Source organism: Pseudothauera nasutitermitis, from assembly GCF_004801295.1.
Taxonomy (GTDB): domain Bacteria; phylum Pseudomonadota; class Gammaproteobacteria; order Burkholderiales; family Rhodocyclaceae; genus Pseudothauera; species Pseudothauera nasutitermitis.
Genome location: NZ_SSOC01000008.1, coordinates 134,229 through 151,714, shown reverse-complemented (window position 1 = coordinate 151,714; position 17,486 = coordinate 134,229). Strand labels below are relative to the sequence as shown.

Here is a 17,486-nt window from a genome sequence, read left to right as displayed (position 1 = left end):
GCGTTGTGGTGAATGGGGAAACGCCAGCCCGGAGGCTGGCGTTTTGCATTGCTGGTGGGCCCTGCGGGACTCGAACCCGCAACCAAAGGATTATGAGTCCTCTGCTCTAACCGATTGAGCTAAAGGCCCGCGCGCCCGCACGGGGCGGGCGCGGGAGGACTCAGGCGTCGCTGTCGAGGAAGCTGCGCAGGCGCTCGGAGCGGCTGGGGTGGCGCAGCTTGCGCAGGGCCTTGGCTTCGATCTGGCGGATGCGCTCGCGGGTGACGTCGAACTGCTTGCCGACCTCTTCCAGCGTGTGGTCGGTGTTCATTTCGATGCCGAAGCGCATGCGCAGCACCTTGGCTTCGCGCGGGGTCAGCGAATCGAGCACTTCGCCGGTGGCGTCGCGCAGGCTGGAGTACATGGCCGCGTCGGCCGGCGCCAGGGTGGCGGTGTCCTCGATGAAGTCGCCCAGATGGGAGTCGTCGTCGTCGCCGATCGGGGTCTCCATGGAGATGGGCTCCTTGGAGATCTTCATGATCTTGCGGATCTTGTCCTCCGGCATGTCCATCTTTTCCGCCAGGGTGGCCGGATCGGGCTCCTGCCCGGTTTCCTGGAGGATCTGCCGGCTGATGCGGTTCATCTTGTTGATGGTCTCGATCATGTGCACCGGGATGCGGATGGTGCGCGCCTGGTCGGCGATCGAGCGCGTGATGGCCTGGCGGATCCACCACGTGGCGTAGGTGGAGAATTTGTAGCCGCGGCGGTATTCGAACTTGTCCACCGCCTTCATCAGGCCGATGTTGCCTTCCTGGATCAGATCGAGGAACTGCAGGCCGCGGTTGGTGTACTTCTTGGCGATGGAGATCACCAGGCGCAGGTTGGCCTCGGTCATCTCGCGCTTGGCGCGGCGCATCTTGGCCTCGCCGGTGGACATCTGGCGGTTGATGTCCTTGAGTTCCTTCAGCGGAATGCCGATGCGTTCCTGCAGGTCGATGAGCTTCTGCTGCTCCTCGAGCACGGCCGGGTGGATGCGGATCAGGGCCTCGGCGTAGCTCTTGCCGGCGGCGATCTCGTTCTTGAGCCAGTCGAGGTCGGTTTCCTTGCCGGGGAAGACCTTGATGAAGTGGGCGCGCGGCATGCCGGCGCGGTCCACGCACAGCTGCAGGATGTGGCGCTCGTGGCCGCGCACCTGCTCGACCATGTGGCGCACCGCGTCGCACAGCTTTTCGATGGCCTTGGCGGTGAAGCGGATGTTGAGCAGTTCGTCGGAGATCTGCTGCTGGATCTTCAGGTAGGTCTTGTCCTGCGAGCCCTTCTTGGCCAGCGACACCATCATCTTGTCGTACAGCCCGCGGATGGTTTCGAAGCGCTGCAGGCCCTCGGTCTTGAGCTTCAGCAGAGAGGCCGCGCTGGCGCTGTCGCTGTCGCCGGAATCGTCGTCGCTCTCGTCTTCGCTCTCGTCGCCGTCGGCATCGCCGTCGCCGCTGGCGTCGTCGCCGTCTTCGGAAGAGGCGCCGTCGGCCAGTTGGGCCTCCTCGCCGCCGTTGGGGTCGATCAGCCCGTCGATCAGTTCATCGATGCGCATCTCCTCGCGCGACACCTTGTCGGCGATTGCGAGCATTTCGGTGATCGTGGTCGGGCACGCGGAGATGGCCAGCACCATGTGCTTGAGACCATCCTCGATGCGCTTGGCGATCTCGATCTCGCCTTCGCGGGTGAGCAGTTCCACCGTGCCCATCTCGCGCATGTACATGCGCACCGGGTCGGTGGTACGGCCGAACTCGGAGTCGACGGAGGACAGCGCCTGCTCGGCTTCTTCCTCGGCTTCGTCGGCGTCCACGGTGGACGGCACGTTGTCCGACATCAGCAGATCCTCGGAGGCCGGTGCCTCGTCGAAGACCTGGATGTTCATGTTGTTGAAGGTGGCGATGATGCCTTCGATCTGTTCGGCGTCCGCCACGTCGTCGGGCAGGTGGTCGCTGATCTCGGCGTAGGTCAGGTAGCCGCGCTCCTTGCCGAGCGTGATCAGGGTCTTCAGCCGGGTGCGACGCACTTCGGCGTCGAGCGGAGAAACCTGCGGGCTTTCGGTGACCTGTGCGGCCTTGCCGGCTTTGGAGGACTTGCCTCGTGCGCCGTCCTTGCGCGAATCCTTGGTCTTGTCGCGGGCCATAACGCTCCTCGGTTCAGGGGGCTGACTAATTGAGTAAACAGGGAATTATACTAAAAAACTCAGACTTTGCCGGCTGGGCTCAGGTTCCGCTTCTCCAGCAGCAGTTCCGCGAGGCGGTGGCGGCCGGTGGCGTCCAGCCCGCCTTCGGCCGCGAGCGCGGTCAGACGGGCGATTTCGGCGGCCACGGCATCGGCCTGCAATTTGCGCAGAGTGTCCTCGAACAAGGTTTCAACCGATGCGTCGTCGAACTCCTCTTCCATCAACTCGCTCGCCACGCGGGCCAGCGTGTCGCCGTGCTCGCTCTCGCGGAAGCGCTCGACGAGGGCGCCGAGTCCGCAGGAGGGGTTGAGGTCGCCCACCTCGATGGCGTCGATGATCGCCACCAGCGCGCGCGATTCGGCCGAATCGCCGGGAATCAGGCCGACCGGCAGGCGCGCCGCGCGATGCGGGTGGTGCAGCACCAGGCGCAGCAGGGCATCGACCAGTGATGGCGGGCGGCGGGTGCCGCCGAAGCGCGCGCTGCCGAAGCGGGCATTGCCCCGGGGGGCGGCGCGCGGCGTGCGGGATTCTCCGCCGGGGCGGGATTGGCTGCGCTGCGTCGGGGCCTGCAGGCCGAAGGCTTGTTCGACCTCGTGCTGGGTCAGCGCGCTTTCCTCGGCCACCATCTTGAGCAGTTGCAGGCGCAGCAGCGGTGCGGCGATCCGGCTGACCAGCGGGCGCGCTTCATGGACGAAGCGCGCGCGGCCTTCCGCGCTGTCCATGTCGCACTGCGTGCGCAGGTTCTGGATCAGGAAGGCGGCCAGCGGGGTAGCGTTGCGCGCGGCGTGCAGGAAGGCGTCGGCGCCTTCCGCGCGCACGAAGGAGTCCGGGTCGTGCTCTTCCGGCAGGAACAGGAAGGCCAGCGTGGCGTCGTCGCGCAGGGCTTCGAGCGCGTTTTCCAGGGCGCGCCAGGCCGCCTTGCGTCCGGCCGCGTCGCCATCGAAGCAGAACACCACGCGGTCGGTCTGGCGCAGCAGGGTGTTGATGTGATGCGGCGTGGTGGCCGTGCCAAGCGCGGCCACCGCGTTGCCGACGCCGAACTGGGCGAGCGCGACGACGTCCATGTAGCCTTCGACGACGAGCGCGAAGCCGGCGTCGCGGATGGCCTTCTGTGCCTGGAACAGGCCGTACAGTTCGCGGCCCTTTTCGAACAGCGGGGTTTCCGGCGAGTTCAGGTACTTGGGTTCGCCCTGCTCCAGGATGCGTCCGCCGAAGGCGATCACGCGTCCGCGCCGGTCCAGGATGGGGAACATGATGCGGTCGCGGAAGCGGTCGTAGCGCCGTCCTTGATCGTTGTCGATCACCAGGCCGGCGTCGAGCAGGTGCTTGGCGCGGTATTCGGTGAACACCTTGTCGAGCGATTGCCAGGCGTCCGGCGCGTAGCCGATGCCGAAGCGCGCGGCGACCTCGCCGCTGACGCCACGCCGCTTCAGGTAGTCGATGGCGTTTTGGCTGTGCTTGAGCTGGTCGCGGTAGAAGCGCGCGGCCGCGCTCATGGCGTCGAGCAACTGGTCGCGCCCGTCGTCGGCGCGCGCGGTGAATTTGCCGTCGTCGGGCACCTGCATGCCGACCTGGGCAGCCAGTTCCTTGATGGCCTCGACGAAGCTCAGTCCGCTGTATTCCATCAGGAAACCCAGGGCGCTGCCGTGCGCGCCGCAACCGAAGCAGTGATAGAACTGCTTGCTGGGGCTGACCGAGAACGAGGGGGATTTTTCGCCGTGGAAGGGGCAGCAGGCGAAGTAGTTGGCGCCGCCCTTCTTCAGCGGCAGGTAGCGTTCGATGACCTCGACGATGTCGACGCGGGCAAGCAGATCCTGGATGAAGGCCTGGGGAATCATCGGCGGCGTGGGGCCGCGTAGGGGCGGCGGGTCAGGCGGACAGGCGGGCGCGCAGCAGGCGCGAGACCTCGCCCATGTCGGCCTTGCCGGCCAGGCGGGGCTTGAGCACGGCCATCGCGCGGCCCATGTCGGCGGCCGTGGAGGCACCGCTGGCGGCCAGCGCGGCGTCGATCTCCGCGGTGATCTCGGCTTCCGTCAGGCGGGCCGGGAGGTAGGCGGACAGCACCTCGATCTCGAAACGTTCGGCGGCGGCGAGTTCCGCGCGGCCGGCGGCTTCGTACTGGGCGGCGGCGTCGCGGCGCTGCTTGACCAGCTTCTCGATGGTGGCCAGTACCGCCTGGTCGTCCAGTTCGGCAATGCGCTCGTCGACCTCGCGCTGCTTGATCGCGGCGAGCAGCAGGCGGATGGCTGCCAGCCGGGCGCTTTCCTTGGCGCGCAGGGCGGCCTTCATGTCATCCTGGATACGGCTCCTGAGGGACATGTCTTGCTCCTGGTCGAGAAATGCGAAACCGCACCGGAACGCGACCATTCGATCGGCTCTCGGTGCGGTGGCAGCCGGCGCTTGCCGGTGCGGGATCAGTACAGCTTCGGCGGCAGGGTCTGGCTGCGCAGGCGCTTGTGGTTGCGCTTGACGGCGGCGGCCAGCTTGCGCTTGCGCTCGGCGGTGGGCTTTTCGTAGAACTCGCGCGAGCGCAGTTCGGTCAGCACACCGGTCTTTTCGATCGTGCGCTTGAAACGGCGGATCGCAACTTCAAACGGCTCGTTTTCTTTGACGCGAATACCCGGCATGAGGGTTTCCTTGAGTGTCTGGTGAACAGAAAGGGCGCGATTATAACCATGTTCGGTGTTCAAGCCAAGCGTAGGAGCGTTGCCCGCGACAAGGCGTCATTGGCACCCGGAAACGCCGTATCGTGGGCAAGCCCGCTTCTACTTGCTCTCGCCGACCCGTGCGTCCAGCCGCTTGGCTTCTTCGGCGCTGATGTATTCGAACACGCGGACAACCTTCTGCACGCCGGCGGTGGTGCGCGCGACCTCGGTGGCGGCGTCCGCTTCGGCGCGTGTCACCAGCCCCATCAGGAACACCGTGCCAGCCTCGGTGACCACCTTGACGTGGTGGGTGCCGAAGGAGTTGTCGTCGACGAAGCGGGCCTTGACCTTGGAGGTGATCATCGTGTCGTTGGCGCGCGCGCTCAACGTGCTGATGCCGGCCACGCGGGTCTCGTTCATCACCGCGCGCACGTTGGCCACGGCGGTGGCGATCTGTTCGGCCTCCGTGCGGACCTGTTCGTTGGGGACTTCGCCGGTCAGCAGCACATTGCGGTTGTAGGAGGTGACGCTGATGTTGACGCTGTCGCCGAAGCGTTCGCGGATGCGCGAGCGGGTGCGCCATTCGATGCCTTCGTCTTCCACATAGGAGCCGGAGGTGCGCCGGTCGGCGACCATCGCGGCGCCGGCGGCCACGCCGGTGGCCACGACCGGGAAGCAGCCCTGCAGGGCTGGCGTGGCGCCGAGCGCGAGCAGGGTCAGCAGGGTCTTGCGACGGGTGAAGGTGGCGGATTGTTGTTGGTTCATCATTCTTCGACTCCGAGCAGCAGACAATCGATGCCGTCGCACAGGCAGTGCAGCGTGAGCAGGTGGACTTCCTGGATACGCGCGGTGCGATCGGCCGGAACACACAGGTGGACATCGTCCGGGCGCAGCTGTTCTCCCATGCGGCCGCCGCCCTTGCCGGTCAGCGCCACCACGCGCATGTCGCGTTCATGCGCGGCGTCGATGGCCTGCATGACGTTGGGCGAATTGCCGCTGGTGGAGATCGCCAGCAGCACGTCGCCGGGCTGGCCGAGCGCGCGGACCTGCTTGGAGAACACCTGGCCGTAGTCGTAATCGTTGGCGATCGAGGTCAGCGTGGAGCTGTCGGTGGTCAGCGCCACGGCGGCGAGCGGCGGACGCTCCATCTCGAAACGGTTGAGCAGCTCGGCGGCGAAGTGCTGCGCGTCAGCGGCCGAGCCGCCGTTGCCGCAGGCCAGGATCTTGCCGTTGTTGAGCAGGCACTGGGTCATCGCCTCGATCGCGTCGGCGAGCGGCGCGGCCAGTGCATCGACGGCGGCGAGCTTGGTCTGCGCGCTGTCCTGAAACTGGCGGGAGATGCGTTCGATCAGGTCCATGGTCGGTCCGGCTGGGGCTCGAATACGGGGGCGGAAGTCTAGCATGGCGGCGTGGCCGTCTTGCCGTCGTGCATGGTTGGATACGCGGCGCACTGTAACTCGTGCGGGTTGGCGCGGGTTTCCGCCCTTACAGGAATTTACGATGCGCGCGGCGGCGAGGATGGCTCAATCCGCGTCGAAGGCGCCGCGAATCCAGCGCAGGGTGGTTTCGTCCAGCGCGCGCAGCAGGATCGCGTCGAAGCGGCAAGGGCGCTCGGCATGGGCGCGGCCGGCGCCGGCCAGCCACCAGCGCGCGGCCAGCACGACGCGCCGGCGCTTGCGTGCAGTGAGGCTGTCCGCCGCGCCGCCGAAGCGTTCGTCGGCGCGCAGGCGGACTTCGAAGAACACCAGGGTGCCGTCGTGCAGGCCGATCAGGTCGATTTCACCGCCCCGGCAATGCACGTTGCGCGCGAGGATGCGCACGCCCTGGCGGGCGAGATGACGCGCCGCGAGTTCCTCGGCGGCACGTCCGCGTGCTTGCGCATCGGCCTTGGGCGCGCCGACAATCGGTCTTTGTCCGCGATTGAGGAATCGGTTCATGGGCCACGGGGCTGCCGCGCTGTCTAGTACGCCGTCATTGTACGTGGTGGCCACGCCGCTGGGGAACCTGGGGGACCTGTCGCCGCGCGCGGCGGCGGTACTCGGTGCCGTGGGCGCGATCGCCGCCGAGGATACGCGGCACAGCCAGCGCCTGCTCGATGCCTTCGGCATCCGGGCGCGGCTGCTCGCCCTGCATGAACACAACGAGCGGGGGGCCGCCGAGCAGGTGATCCGGCTGCTGGGAGAAGGGGAGTCGGTGGCCCTGATCAGCGACGCCGGCACGCCTGCCATTTCCGATCCGGGCGCGCGGGCGGTGGCGCGGGTGCGCGAGGCCGGTCATCCGGTGATTGCCGTGCCGGGGCCGTGCGCGGCGGTGGCCGCGCTGTCGGTGAGTGGATTCGCCGGGGGCGGTTTCCGCTTCGTCGGCTTCCTGCCGCCGCGCTCGGCCGCGCGCCGCGCGGCGCTTGCGGTGCTGCGCGAGGATGCCGATGCGCTGGTGTTCTACGAGGCGCCGCACCGCATCGCCGAATGCGTCGATGATCTGCGCGCCGAATTCGGCGCGCAGCGCCGGGTGCTGATCGCCCGCGAACTCACCAAGCTGCATGAGCAGAGCGTGCTGCTGCCGCTCGGCGAGGCGGCCGCCTGGCTGGCGAGCGACGCCAATCATGTGCGCGGCGAGTTCGTGCTGGTGGTGGAGGGCGCGCCGCCCGTGGAGGGGCTGGATGGCGAGGCGGAGCGCGTACTCGGCCTGCTGCTGGAAGAACTGCCGGTGAAGAGCGCCGCCCGGCTGGCGGCCGAGATCACCGGCGCGCCGCGCAAGGCGCTGTATGCCCGCGCGCTGGCGCTCAAGGGCGGGTGATCCCCGCCTATAATGGGTCGCTTAGCCTGATTCCCATCGTTTCGTATGGATTTGCCGCGCATGACCTCGATCACTCTGACCCGCCCCGACGACTGGCATCTGCACGTGCGCGACGGCGCCGCCCTGCGCGCCGTGGTGCCGCATAGTGCGCGCCGTTTCGGGCGGGCGCTGATCATGCCCAACCTGCGCCCGCCGGTGGTCACCGCCGCGCAGGCGCTCGAGTATCGTGCGCGCATCCTCGCGGCGGTGCCGGCCGGCGCGCGTTTCGAGCCGCTGATGAGCCTCTATCTGACCGACAACACGCCGCCCGACGAGATCGAGCGCGCGCGCGACAGCGGCGCGGTGGTGGCCGCCAAGCTCTACCCGGCGGGTGCCACGACCAATTCGGATGCCGGGGTGACCGCCATCGAGAAGATCCATCCGCTGCTCGAACGCATGGAGAAGGTCGGGCTGGTGCTGTGCGTGCATGGCGAGGCGACCGGCGCAGAGGTGGATGTATTTGACCGCGAGAAGGTCTTCATCGATCGCGTGCTGGCTCCCCTGGTCGGGCGATTCCCCGCATTGCGCGTGGTGTTCGAGCACATCACCACCGCCGAGGCGGCCGCCTTCGTGCGGGAGTCCGGTGACAACGTGGGCGCCACGGTCACCGCGCACCACCTGCTGCTCAACCGCAATGCCATCTTCGCCGGCGGAATCCGTCCGCACCACTACTGCCTGCCCGTGCTCAAGCGTGAAACGCACCGCCGTGCGCTGGTCGAGGCGGTCACCTCGGGCAGCCGCAAGTTCTTCCTGGGTACCGACTCGGCCCCCCATGCGCGCGGCGCCAAGGAAGCGGCCTGCGGCTGTGCCGGCTGCTACACCGCGCATGCCGGCATCGAGTTGTACGCCGAAGCCTTCGATGCGGCTGGCGCGCTCGACCGGCTGGAATCCTTCGCCAGCCTCAATGGGCCGGCGTTCTATGGCCTGCCGCCGAATCCGGACACCATCACCCTTGCGCGTGATGCCTGGACGGTGCCGCAGACCTTCGACTATCTGGAAAACGATCCGCTGGTGCCGCTGCGCGCGGGCGAAGCGGTCGCCTGGCGGCTGGTCTGAGTACGGAGCGCTTCAATGCCGAAACTACTTTCCCGTCTGCTGTTGCTGGCCGCCATCCCGCTGCTGGTCGCCTGCGAGAACAGCGCCACCGCGTTCATGGTGGAAGGCAGCCAGCATGCGGTGATCCTGGTGCGCGAGCAGGCGTATTTCTGGAGTGAGGAGATCGACCAGGCGGTGGTGGTTTCGCGTCTGCCGCATTGCCAGCGCAGGGTCGGCATCCATCCCGGCGGCGTCGAACTGGCGGAGGTGGACGTGTACGAAGCCGGAGATCTGCTGTGGGCGCTGCGCCAGGGGCAGCACTGGTATCTGGCGAGCACCGAGCGTTGCCTGGTGCAGGATTGGGCCCATGACGGCCCGCCGCCGGGCGCGCTGGTCGGCACTTTCCGGCTGCGCGACGGCAAGCCCGCCTTCGTGCCCGCCGGCGGCTGATCGCCACGCGCTATAATCCCTGCCGGAAGTCCGCCAGGCAATCGCTGCGCGCCCTCGTGGCGCGTGGAGGAAAGTCCGGGCCCCGCAGAGCAGGATGCCGGCTAACGGCCGGGCGCCGCGAGGCGACGGAAAGTGCAACAGAGAGCAGACCGCCGATGGCTTGGGCTTCGCCGCCGACAGGCGGCAAAGTCCCCTTCGTGGAGGAGGTCGCCTTCGGGTGGCGTTTCTTCGCGGAAGGGCTTCGCCGCCGACAGGCGGCAAAGTCCTTTGAAGAGCTTGCTCTTCGAAAAGCACAGGCAAGGGTGAAACGGTGCGGTGGCGCGCGTAAGCGCGTCAGCGGCCAGGGCGAAAGCCTTGGCGGGTAAGAGCCCACCGCGGGACTGGCAACAGGACCGGCACGGCAAACCCCATCCGGGGCAAGGCCAAATAGGGGAGCGATGGCGTGGCTCGCGCTGCTCCCGGGTAGGCTGCTTGAGCGCCGCGGCAACGCGGCGCCCAGAGGAATGATTGCCCGGCGCCGCGGACTCCGGTTCGTGGCGTTCGACAGAACCCGGCTTATCGGCGGACTTCCTTCTCCCATTCTTCGCGTGCCCGCTCCGGGGACGCTTTCGCCGTTCCAGATGTCCGCCGGTGTGTTCCGGCCGGCGTTTTCTGCCCGAAACGGCGTTTTTCCGGGAAGCTTTTCCCACTTTCCCCCACCGCGTTCCGCGGTGGCGGCAAACCTACACCTGTTTCTCATGAACGCGCGCTATGTTCCTTGATTTTTCAGGAATTATTGTGCGCCGCATTTTCTCCGTAAGTCATTGTGTAACAACGGGAAAGCCCGTGGTACGCGCCTTGACCGGGTTGTGGCTTTACTCTAAAGTGGGGATTAGTGGAAAAAAGTGGGTGAAGGTGTCGATTCGACGCTTTGCCGGTCACTCTCAGGGGGATCCATGTTCCAGGGTGCGTTCGCGCTCAGTCTCGATGCGAAGGGTCGCTTGGCGATTCCTGCGCGGCATCGTGACGCGCTCGTGCCCAACGGTGCCCCGCTGGTCATCACCGCGCATCCCCATCAATGCCTGCTGGTCTATCCGCAGGAAGCGTGGGTGCCCATCAGCCAGAAGATCGCCGCGATGCCGGGGCTGGACAAGGCCACCGCCTCGCTCAAGCGCCTGCTCGTCGGCTTCGCGCAGACCGAGGAGGCGGATGCCGCCGGGCGCGTGCTGGTGGCGCCCTCGCTGCGCCAGTGGGCCAAGCTCGACAAGCAGGTCTGGTTGGTTGGTCAGGGTTCGCATTTCGAGCTGTGGTCCGATGCCGGCTGGCAGCAGCAGATGGCTGCCATGCAGGAAATCGACAGCGACGCCCTGCCGCTGGGATTCGAGAGCCTGTCCCTGTGAGCGCCGCCGTGCAGCATGTCAGCGTCCTGCTCGACGAGGCACTGGACGCGCTGGCGATCAAGCCGGACGGGGTGTACGTGGACGGCACCTTCGGCCGTGGCGGGCATTCGCGCGCGCTGCTCGCGCGTCTGGGCGGGAACGGGCGGCTGATCGCCCTCGACCGCGACCCGCAGGCCGTCGCCGCCGGGCAGGGGTGGACGGATGGCCGCTTCGAACTGATCCATGCGCCGTTCAGCGCGCTCGACGAGGTGCTCGGCGAGCGCGGCGTGACGGCGGTGGACGGGGTGCTGCTCGATCTGGGGGTTTCGTCGCCGCAGCTCGACGACGGCGCGCGCGGCATGAGTTTCCGCTTCGATGCGCCGCTGGACATGCGCATGGATACGAGCCGCGGGCAGACCGTGGCGGAATGGCTGGCGGAGGCCAGCGTCGGCCAAATCACGGAGGTGCTCAGGGATTATGGGGAAGAACGGTTTGCTCATGCGATTGCAAAGGCGATTGCAACTGCTCGGACAGGGGGGGCTGTTGCAACCACTGGACAACTTGCCGCGCTCGTGGAAAAGGCGGTCCGCACACGCGAGCCGGGTCAGCACCCGGCGACGCGCAGCTTTCAGGCTCTACGGATTTTCATCAATCAGGAGCTCGAGGAGCTGAATCGCATCCTGCCGCAGGCGGTGAATCGTCTGTGCGCGGGCGGCAGGCTGGTGGTGATCAGCTTTCATTCCCTCGAGGATCGCATCGTCAAGCGCTTCATGCGTGACCAGGCCAGGCCGGACAGCCTGCCGTCCCGTCTGCCGCTGCGTGCCGACCAGCTGCCGCCGCCGCGGCTGCGAACGGTCGGCCGCGCGTTGCGGCCATCGGAGGACGAGGTGGCGGCCAACCCGCGCGCGCGCAGCGCGGTGATGCGCGTGGCTGAGCGCACGGAGGCCGCATGATCCGCCTCGACGCCTTCTTCCTCGCGCTCACCGTGGCCAGCGCCCTGGGCGTGGTGGCCGCGCAGCACCAGTCGCGCAAGCTGTTCTCCGAACTGGAACGCGAGCAGGCGCGCGCGCGCGGGCTGGAAGTGGAGTGGGGGCAACTGCAGCTCGAACAGAGCACCTGGGCCGCGCACGCGCGCGTGGAGCGCATGGCGCGCGACACGCTGGGCATGCGCACGCCGGCGTCCGGCCAGATGATCGTGGTGGAGCCTGGGCGATGAGAAAGAAGGCCCAGCCGGTCACCCTCAATCACAATCCGCTGCTCAAGCGCGAGCTGCCGGCCTGGCGCGCCCGCCTGGTGCTGGTCGGCCTGCTGGGCTGCTCGGTGGCGCTGGTGGCGCGCGCGGCCTGGCTGCAGGGCTTCAACAACGAATTCCTGCAGGCCAAGGGCGAATCGCGCTACTCGCGCGTGCTGGAAGTGCCGGCCACGCGCGGGCGCATCACCGACCGCAACGGCGACATCCTGGCGATCAGCACGCCGGTGCGCTCGATCTGGGCGATTCCCTCCGATGCCCGCCTGTCGCCCGCCGATGCGCGCGCGCTGGCCGCCCTGCTGGACATGAACGTGGCCGACCTCAACGCGCGCCTGAGCAGCGCGCGCGACTTCGTCTACCTGCGCCGCCAGCTTTCCCCCGAGCAGGCCGAGCGTGTGGCGGCACTGAAGCTGCCCGGCATCCATCAACAGCAGGAGTACCGCCGCTACTACCCGGGCGGCGAAACCGTCGCGCACCTGCTCGGCTTCACCGGCGTCGATGATCGCGGGCAGGAAGGCATCGAGCTGGCCTTCGACCAGCGCCTGGCCGGCAAGTCCGGTTCGCGCCGCGTCATCAAGGACCGCCGCGGAGAGATCATCGAGGACGTCGAGTCGATCCGCCTGCCGCGCGATGGCGAGGACATCGCGCTGTCCATCGACGGCAAGATCCAGTACCTCGCCTACACCGCGCTGCGCGACACCATGCAGAAGCACAAGGCCAAGGCCGGCGCGGTGGTGGTGCTCGACGCGCGCACCGGCGAGGTGCTCGCGCTGGCCAACGCGCCCACCTACAACCCCAACAACCGCGCCAACCTCACCGGTGCGCAACTGCGCAACCGGGTCATCACCGACACCTTCGAACCCGGTTCGACGATGAAGCCCTTCATCGCCGCGCTGGCACTCGAACGCGGCAAAGTGCGCCCCGACACGCAGATCGACACGCAGCAGGGGCGCATCACCTTCGGCCGCCACACCATTTCCGACACCTCCCGCCACGGCCTGCTGAGCGTGGCCGAGATCGTGCAGAAATCGTCCAACGTGGGTTCGGTCAAGATGGCCATGGAATTCAGCCCGGACGAGATGTGGGCCTTCTACGATGCGCTGGGCTTCGGCTCGCCGCTCGGCCTGGGCTTTCCCGGCGAGGCAGCCGGGCGCCTGCGCGCGCCGCGTACCTGGCGGCCGGTGGAGCAGGCCACCATGTCCTATGGCCACGGCCTGTCCACCACGCTGATCCAGATCGCGCGCGGCTATCTGGCCTTCGCGCGCGACGGCGAACTGCTGCCAGTGTCGCTGACCCGCATGGAAGGTCTGCCGAAAGCCGGCAAGCGGGTGATCTCTCCGGAAACCGCGCGCGAGATGCGCACCATCCTGGAAATGGCCTCCGGGCCGGGCGGCACCGCGCCGCGCGCGCAGATCGCCGGCTACCGGGTGGCCGGCAAGACCGGCACCGCGCACAAGCTCGAAGGCGGGCGCTACACCACCAAGTACGTATCCTCCTACGTCGGCTTCGCGCCGGTATCCAGCCCGCGCCTGATCGTCGCGGTGATGATCGACGAACCCACCGCCGGCCAGCACTACGGCGGCGCAGTGGCCGCGCCGGTGTTCGCGCGCATCACCGAGAGTGCATTGCGCGCGCTCGGCGTGGCGCCCGATGCGCCGCTCGCGCCGCTGCAACTCGCCCGCCCCACCCACGGCGGCGAGGCGAGTGCGGCACGGGAGGCGATGTGAGCAGCGTCGAGGTCAGCCTGATTCTCGCCGAACTGACCCGGCTGGGCGTGGCGCCCACGGGCATCACCGCCGATTCGCGCAGGGTCACGCCGGGAGAGGTGTTCGCCGCCTGGCCGGGTTTTCGCGCCGACGGCCGTCGCCATGTGGCGGATGCCGTGGCGCGCGGTGCCGCGGCGGTGCTGTGGGACGACGGCGACGGCGCACAACTGCCCGATCCGGGGGTGCCCGCATTGGCGGTCGGCGGCCTGCGCGCGCTGGCCGGGCCGATCGCCAGCGAACTGTTCGGACGCCCCTCCGAGCGCCTGTGGATGGCCGGGGTGACCGGCACCAACGGCAAGACCACGGTGAGCCAGTGGCTGGCGCAGGCCATGGGTGCGCTGGGCGAGCGCTGCGGCATCATCGGCACGCTGGGCTGCGGCTTCCCCGGGGAACTCGCCGACAGCCCCAACACCACGCCGGACGCCATCGAGATCCAACGTCTGCTGGCCGGCTTCCTGCACGCGGGGGCCTCCGCCGCGGCGATGGAGGTGTCGTCCATCGGCCTTGATCAGGGGCGTGTCAATGGCGTGCACTTCGACGTGGCGATGTTCACCAACCTCTCGCGCGACCATCTCGACTACCACGGCACCATGGAGGCCTACGGCGCCACCAAGACCCGCCTGTTCGACTGGCCCGGCCTGGGCTGCGCGGTGGTCAACCTGGACGATGTGTACGGACTCGGGCTGGCGCGCCAGCTCGTGGCGCGCGGCCTGCCGGTGATTGCCTACACCCGCGTGGCCACCAATGCCGACGCGGTGCCGGGCGCCCGCGTGCTGATCGGCGAGGGGCTGCAGGCCGCATCGGGCGGATTGCGCTTCGCGCTGGAATGGAACGGGCGCGCGCACGACCTGCAGGTGCGCATGGTGGCGCCTTTCAACGTTTCCAACCTGCTGGCGGTGGCCGGCGCGCTGCTCGGCCGTGGTCTGCCGGTGGACGAGGTGGTCGGCGCGGTGGCGCGTCTGACCCCGCCGGAAGGCCGCATGCAACTGGTCGGCGGGGTGGCCGAGCCGCTCGTGGTCATCGATTACGCCCACACTCCCGATGCGCTCGCCAAGGTGCTGGAGGCGGTACGCGCCACCGCCGAGAGCCGCGGGGGCAAGGTGGTCTGCGTGTTCGGCTGCGGCGGCGACCGCGATGCCGGCAAGCGTCCGCTGATGGGCGAAGTGGCCGAGCGTCTGGCCGACCGCGTGGTGATCACCAGCGACAACCCGCGCGGCGAGGACCCGCAGCGCATCATCGACGAAATCGCCGAGGCCGCCGGCCCGCGCGCCGAACACGAGGCCGACCGCGCCCGCGCCATCGGGATGGCGGTGGCGGACGCTGGCGCCGACGACGTCGTCGTGGTGGCCGGCAAGGGCCACGAACCGTATCAGGAAATCCAGGGGCGGCGCCTGCCGTTCTCCGATCTGGAGCAGGCGCGCCTCGCCTTGCGCGCCTGGAACCGCAAACATCAGGAGCCGGGCGCATGCTGAGCCTGCAGGACGCCTCCCGCGCCTTGTCCGCGCGCGCCACCGGCGTGGCGCGCTTCACTCATGTGGGCACCGACAGCCGTGCGGTGAAGCCCGGCCAGCTGTTCGTCGCGCTGCGCGGCGAGCGTTTCGACGGCCATGATTTCATCGCCGACGCGGCCGCCGCCGGCGCGGTGGCCGCGCTGGTCGATGCGCGCTGGGCGGCCGAACACGATCCCGCGCCGTTGCCCCTGCTGGTGGTCGACGACACCCGGCTGGCGCTCGGCGCACTGGCCGCGTACTGGCGCGCGCAACTGAAGCTGCCGCTGATCGGCGTGACTGGCAGCAACGGCAAGACCACCGTGAAGGACATGTGCGCGGCCATCCTGCGTGCGCAGGCCGCCCTCGACGGCTTCGGCCCGGAAAGCGTGCTGGCCACCACGGGCAATCTGAACAACGACATCGGCCTGCCGCTGACCCTGCTCGTCCTGCGCGCCGAGCACCGTGCGGCGGTGGTCGAGATGGGCATGAACCATCCGGGCGAGATCGCCTACCTCACGCGCATCGCCCGGCCCACGGTGGCCATCGTCACCAACGCCCAGCGCGCCCACCTGCTCGGCATGGGCAGCGTGGCCGAGGTGGCGCGCGAGAAGGGCGGCATCTATGAAGGACTGGGCGCCGACGGTGTGGCGGTGATCAATGCCGACGACCCGCACGCCGGCTACTGGCGCGAACTCAACGCCGGCCGCCGGGTGGTGTCCTTCGCCCTGCGCCATCCCGCCGACGTGGCCGGGCACTGCGTGCTGCACGGCCTGGGCTGCCGGGTAGAGATCAATGCCCCGGCCGGGCAGCTGGCCTTCGACCTGCAGGTGCCGGGCGAGCACAACGCGCGCAACGCCGTGGGCGCGGCCGCGGCCTGCCTGGCCGCGGGTGCGTCGCTGGATGCGGTGGGCGCAGGGCTGGCGGGCTACGCCGGCACGCGCGGCCGCCTGCAATGCCGCGCCGCGCTCCACGGTGCCACGTTGCTGGACGACACCTACAACGCCAACCCGGATTCGGTGCGCGCCGGCATCGACGTGCTGGCCTCCACCCCGGGCCGCAAGATCCTGGTGCTCGGCGATATGGGCGAGATCGGCCAGACCAGCGCCCAGGTGCATGACGAGATCGGCGGCTACGCCAAGAGCAAGGGCGTGGATGCGCTGTACGCGCTGGGCGAGATGAGCGCGGTGGCGGCACGCAATTTCGGCGAGGGCGGCGCGCACTTCAACGGCGTGGATGCACTGGTCGGCGCGCTGACCGGCGAACTGGACGCCGACACCGTGGTGCTGGTCAAGGGTTCGCGCTTCATGCGCATGGAGCGTGTGGCCGACCGCCTCGTGTTGCCGCCCGGCGACAGCGCCAAACCGGAAGAGAACGACGATGCTGCTTGAACTTGCCCTCTGGCTCGGCCAGGACATCCGCGCCTTCAACGTGTTCGGCTACATCACGCTGCGCACGGTGCTGGCCGCGCTGACCGCGCTGGCCATCTCGCTGATGTTCGGCCCGCGGGTGATCCGCTGGCTGGCGGCCAAGAAGATCGGCCAGGCGGTGCGCGACGACGGCCCCAAGTCGCATCTGACCAAGGCGGGCACGCCGACCATGGGCGGCGCGCTGATCCTCATCGCCATCGCGGTCACCATCCTGCTGTGGGGCGATCTCTCCAACGAATACGTGTGGATCACCCTGCTGGTCACCCTGGGCTTCGGCGCGGTGGGCTGGGTGGACGACTGGCGCAAGGTGGTGCACCGCGACCCGAAGGGGCTGGCCAGCCGCTGGAAGTACCTGTGGACCTCGGCCATCGCGCTGGCCGCCGCGCTGTATCTCGGTCTGACCGCCAGCACGCCGGCGGAGACCGAGCTGATCGTGCCCTTCTTCAAGGCGGTGGCCTACCCGCTCGGCCTGTTCGGCTTTGTCGCGCTGTCCTACTTCGTCATCAACGGCACCAGCCACGCGGTGAACCTCACCGACGGCCTGGACGGCCTAGCGATCATGCCCACGGTGATGGTGGCGGGCGCGCTGGCGATCTTCGCCTACGTGGCCGGCCACGCCGGCTTCGCCAAGTACCTGGGCGTGCCCTACGTGGCCGGCGCCGGGGAACTGGCGGTGTTCTGCGGGGCGATCTGCGGCGCCGGCCTGGGTTTCCTGTGGTTCAACGCCTATCCGGCGGAAGTGTTCATGGGCGACGTGGGCGCGCTGGCGCTGGGTGCGGCGCTGGGCACCATCGCCGTGGTGGTGCGCCAGGAAATCGTGCTGTTCATCATGGGCGGCCTGTTCGTCGCCGAAACCCTGTCGGTGATGGTGCAGGTGCTGTACTTCCGCGCCACCGGCGGCAAGCGCATCTTCCGCATGGCGCCGCTGCACCACCACTACGAACTGGGCGGCTGGAAGGAAACCCAGGTGGTGGTGCGCTTCTGGATCATCACCATCATGCTGGTGCTGTTCGGCCTGTCCTCGCTGAAACTGAGATGAG

The 17,486-nt window shown here is 68.5% G+C and carries 17 protein-coding genes, 1 tRNA gene and 1 other RNA gene; 11 read left to right on the top strand and 8 right to left on the bottom strand.

Annotated features, from left to right (window positions below):
• Nucleotides 1–52 precede the first annotated feature (52 nt).
• The 8 genes from E6C76_RS19875 to E6C76_RS19840 form a co-directional block, all read right to left on the bottom strand.
• Nucleotides 53–129: transfer RNA gene (locus E6C76_RS19875), tRNA-Ile, on the bottom strand.
• 31 nt (nucleotides 130–160) lie between these two features.
• Nucleotides 161–2,152 carry an RNA polymerase sigma factor RpoD gene (gene rpoD, locus E6C76_RS19870; protein ID WP_136349999.1) on the bottom strand — a complete coding sequence of 664 codons (1,992 nt, stop codon included), beginning with the start codon at nucleotides 2,150–2,152 and terminating at the stop codon, nucleotides 161–163.
• 59 nt (nucleotides 2,153–2,211) lie between these two features.
• Entirely contained in the window at nucleotides 2,212–4,029 is a 1,818-nt protein-coding gene (gene dnaG, locus E6C76_RS19865; protein WP_136349998.1) for a DNA primase, read from the bottom strand.
• A gap of 31 nt (nucleotides 4,030–4,060) precedes the next feature.
• Complete coding sequence (locus E6C76_RS19860; RefSeq protein ID WP_136349997.1) at nucleotides 4,061–4,510, bottom strand: GatB/YqeY domain-containing protein; 450 nt, start codon at nucleotides 4,508–4,510, stop codon at nucleotides 4,061–4,063.
• 95 nt (nucleotides 4,511–4,605) lie between these two features.
• Nucleotides 4,606–4,818 carry a 30S ribosomal protein S21 gene (rpsU, locus tag E6C76_RS19855; protein WP_002924646.1) on the bottom strand — a complete coding sequence of 71 codons (213 nt, stop codon included), beginning with the start codon at nucleotides 4,816–4,818 and terminating at the stop codon, nucleotides 4,606–4,608.
• Nucleotides 4,819–4,956: 138 nt separating this feature from the next.
• The gene (locus tag E6C76_RS19850) at nucleotides 4,957–5,601 is read right to left on the bottom strand and encodes a BON domain-containing protein (protein WP_408003499.1); all 645 of its coding nucleotides are present in this window, start codon (nucleotides 5,599–5,601) and stop codon (nucleotides 4,957–4,959) included.
• Nucleotides 5,601–6,194, bottom strand: coding sequence for a phosphoheptose isomerase (locus E6C76_RS19845; protein WP_136349995.1), 594 nt, complete (start codon nucleotides 6,192–6,194; stop codon nucleotides 5,601–5,603). Before E6C76_RS19845 ends, E6C76_RS19850 begins: the two co-directional genes overlap by 1 nt.
• Nucleotides 6,195–6,359: 165 nt before the next feature.
• Complete coding sequence (locus E6C76_RS19840; protein WP_136349994.1) at nucleotides 6,360–6,773, bottom strand: YraN family protein; 414 nt, start codon at nucleotides 6,771–6,773, stop codon at nucleotides 6,360–6,362.
• Here E6C76_RS19840 and rsmI point away from each other — a divergent pair.
• The 11 genes from rsmI to mraY all read left to right on the top strand — a co-directional run bounded on the left by rsmI (nucleotide 6,772) and on the right by mraY (nucleotide 17,485).
• Nucleotides 6,772–7,632: a 16S rRNA (cytidine(1402)-2'-O)-methyltransferase gene (gene rsmI / locus E6C76_RS19835; protein WP_136349993.1), complete on the top strand. Its 861-nt coding sequence runs from the start codon at nucleotides 6,772–6,774 to the stop codon at nucleotides 7,630–7,632. The two genes, E6C76_RS19840 and rsmI, sit on opposite strands and share 2 nt — an antisense overlap.
• 60 nt (nucleotides 7,633–7,692) lie before the next feature.
• Nucleotides 7,693–8,727: a dihydroorotase gene (pyrC, locus tag E6C76_RS19830; protein WP_136349992.1), complete on the top strand. Its 1,035-nt coding sequence runs from the start codon at nucleotides 7,693–7,695 to the stop codon at nucleotides 8,725–8,727.
• Nucleotides 8,728–8,742: 15 nt separating this feature from the next.
• The gene (locus E6C76_RS19825) at nucleotides 8,743–9,156 is read left to right on the top strand and encodes a hypothetical protein (RefSeq protein WP_136349991.1); all 414 of its coding nucleotides are present in this window, start codon (nucleotides 8,743–8,745) and stop codon (nucleotides 9,154–9,156) included.
• 25 nt (nucleotides 9,157–9,181) lie between these two features.
• Nucleotides 9,182–9,730, top strand: an RNA gene (gene rnpB / locus E6C76_RS19820) — RNase P RNA component class A.
• A 361-nt stretch (nucleotides 9,731–10,091) separates the two neighbouring features.
• A complete protein-coding gene (gene mraZ, locus E6C76_RS19815) occupies nucleotides 10,092–10,535 on the top strand; it encodes a division/cell wall cluster transcriptional repressor MraZ (protein WP_136349990.1) in 444 nt (147 codons plus the stop codon).
• Nucleotides 10,532–11,467, top strand: coding sequence for a 16S rRNA (cytosine(1402)-N(4))-methyltransferase RsmH (gene rsmH / locus E6C76_RS19810; protein ID WP_136349989.1), 936 nt, complete (start codon nucleotides 10,532–10,534; stop codon nucleotides 11,465–11,467). Before mraZ ends, rsmH begins: the two co-directional genes overlap by 4 nt.
• The gene (gene ftsL / locus E6C76_RS19805) at nucleotides 11,464–11,730 is read left to right on the top strand and encodes a cell division protein FtsL (protein ID WP_136349988.1); all 267 of its coding nucleotides are present in this window, start codon (nucleotides 11,464–11,466) and stop codon (nucleotides 11,728–11,730) included. Before rsmH ends, ftsL begins: the two co-directional genes overlap by 4 nt.
• A complete protein-coding gene (locus E6C76_RS19800) occupies nucleotides 11,727–13,490 on the top strand; it encodes a peptidoglycan D,D-transpeptidase FtsI family protein (protein WP_136349987.1) in 1,764 nt (587 codons plus the stop codon). The genes ftsL and E6C76_RS19800 overlap by 4 nt, the downstream gene beginning before the upstream one ends.
• The gene (locus E6C76_RS19795; protein WP_136349986.1) at nucleotides 13,487–15,001 is read left to right on the top strand and encodes a UDP-N-acetylmuramoyl-L-alanyl-D-glutamate--2,6-diaminopimelate ligase; all 1,515 of its coding nucleotides are present in this window, start codon (nucleotides 13,487–13,489) and stop codon (nucleotides 14,999–15,001) included. Before E6C76_RS19800 ends, E6C76_RS19795 begins: the two co-directional genes overlap by 4 nt.
• Nucleotides 14,995–16,407 (top strand): UDP-N-acetylmuramoyl-tripeptide--D-alanyl-D-alanine ligase, encoded by a 1,413-nt coding sequence (locus E6C76_RS19790; protein ID WP_136349985.1) that lies wholly within the window; start codon nucleotides 14,995–14,997, stop codon nucleotides 16,405–16,407. Before E6C76_RS19795 ends, E6C76_RS19790 begins: the two co-directional genes overlap by 7 nt.
• On the top strand, nucleotides 16,397–17,485 hold the full coding sequence (gene mraY, locus E6C76_RS19785) for a phospho-N-acetylmuramoyl-pentapeptide-transferase (protein ID WP_136349984.1): 1,089 nt from the start codon (nucleotides 16,397–16,399) through the stop codon (nucleotides 17,483–17,485). The genes E6C76_RS19790 and mraY overlap by 11 nt, the downstream gene beginning before the upstream one ends.
• The last annotated feature ends 1 nt before the right edge of the window (nucleotide 17,486 follow it).

Excerpts from the sequence above, each read along its gene's own strand:
- rpoD (WP_136349999.1), bottom strand. The coding sequence starts at position 2,152 with ATGGCCCGCGACAAGACCAAGGATTCGCGCAAGGACGGCGCACGAGGC.
- dnaG (WP_136349998.1), bottom strand. The coding sequence starts at position 4,029 with ATGATTCCCCAGGCCTTCATCCAGGATCTGCTTGCCCGCGTCGACATC.
- E6C76_RS19860 (WP_136349997.1), bottom strand. The coding sequence starts at position 4,510 with ATGTCCCTCAGGAGCCGTATCCAGGATGACATGAAGGCCGCCCTGCGC.
- rpsU (WP_002924646.1), bottom strand. The coding sequence starts at position 4,818 with ATGCCGGGTATTCGCGTCAAAGAAAACGAGCCGTTTGAAGTTGCGATC.
- E6C76_RS19850 (WP_408003499.1), bottom strand. The coding sequence starts at position 5,601 with ATGAACCAACAACAATCCGCCACCTTCACCCGTCGCAAGACCCTGCTG.
- E6C76_RS19845 (WP_136349995.1), bottom strand. The coding sequence starts at position 6,194 with ATGGACCTGATCGAACGCATCTCCCGCCAGTTTCAGGACAGCGCGCAG.
- rsmI (WP_136349993.1), top strand. The coding sequence starts at position 6,772 with ATGGGCCACGGGGCTGCCGCGCTGTCTAGTACGCCGTCATTGTACGTG.
- E6C76_RS19840 (WP_136349994.1), bottom strand. The coding sequence starts at position 6,773 with ATGAACCGATTCCTCAATCGCGGACAAAGACCGATTGTCGGCGCGCCC.
- pyrC (WP_136349992.1), top strand. The coding sequence starts at position 7,693 with ATGACCTCGATCACTCTGACCCGCCCCGACGACTGGCATCTGCACGTG.
- E6C76_RS19825 (WP_136349991.1), top strand. The coding sequence starts at position 8,743 with ATGCCGAAACTACTTTCCCGTCTGCTGTTGCTGGCCGCCATCCCGCTG.
- mraZ (WP_136349990.1), top strand. The coding sequence starts at position 10,092 with ATGTTCCAGGGTGCGTTCGCGCTCAGTCTCGATGCGAAGGGTCGCTTG.
- ftsL (WP_136349988.1), top strand. The coding sequence starts at position 11,464 with ATGATCCGCCTCGACGCCTTCTTCCTCGCGCTCACCGTGGCCAGCGCC.
- E6C76_RS19800 (WP_136349987.1), top strand. The coding sequence starts at position 11,727 with ATGAGAAAGAAGGCCCAGCCGGTCACCCTCAATCACAATCCGCTGCTC.
- E6C76_RS19790 (WP_136349985.1), top strand. The coding sequence starts at position 14,995 with ATGCTGAGCCTGCAGGACGCCTCCCGCGCCTTGTCCGCGCGCGCCACC.
- mraY (WP_136349984.1), top strand. The coding sequence starts at position 16,397 with ATGCTGCTTGAACTTGCCCTCTGGCTCGGCCAGGACATCCGCGCCTTC.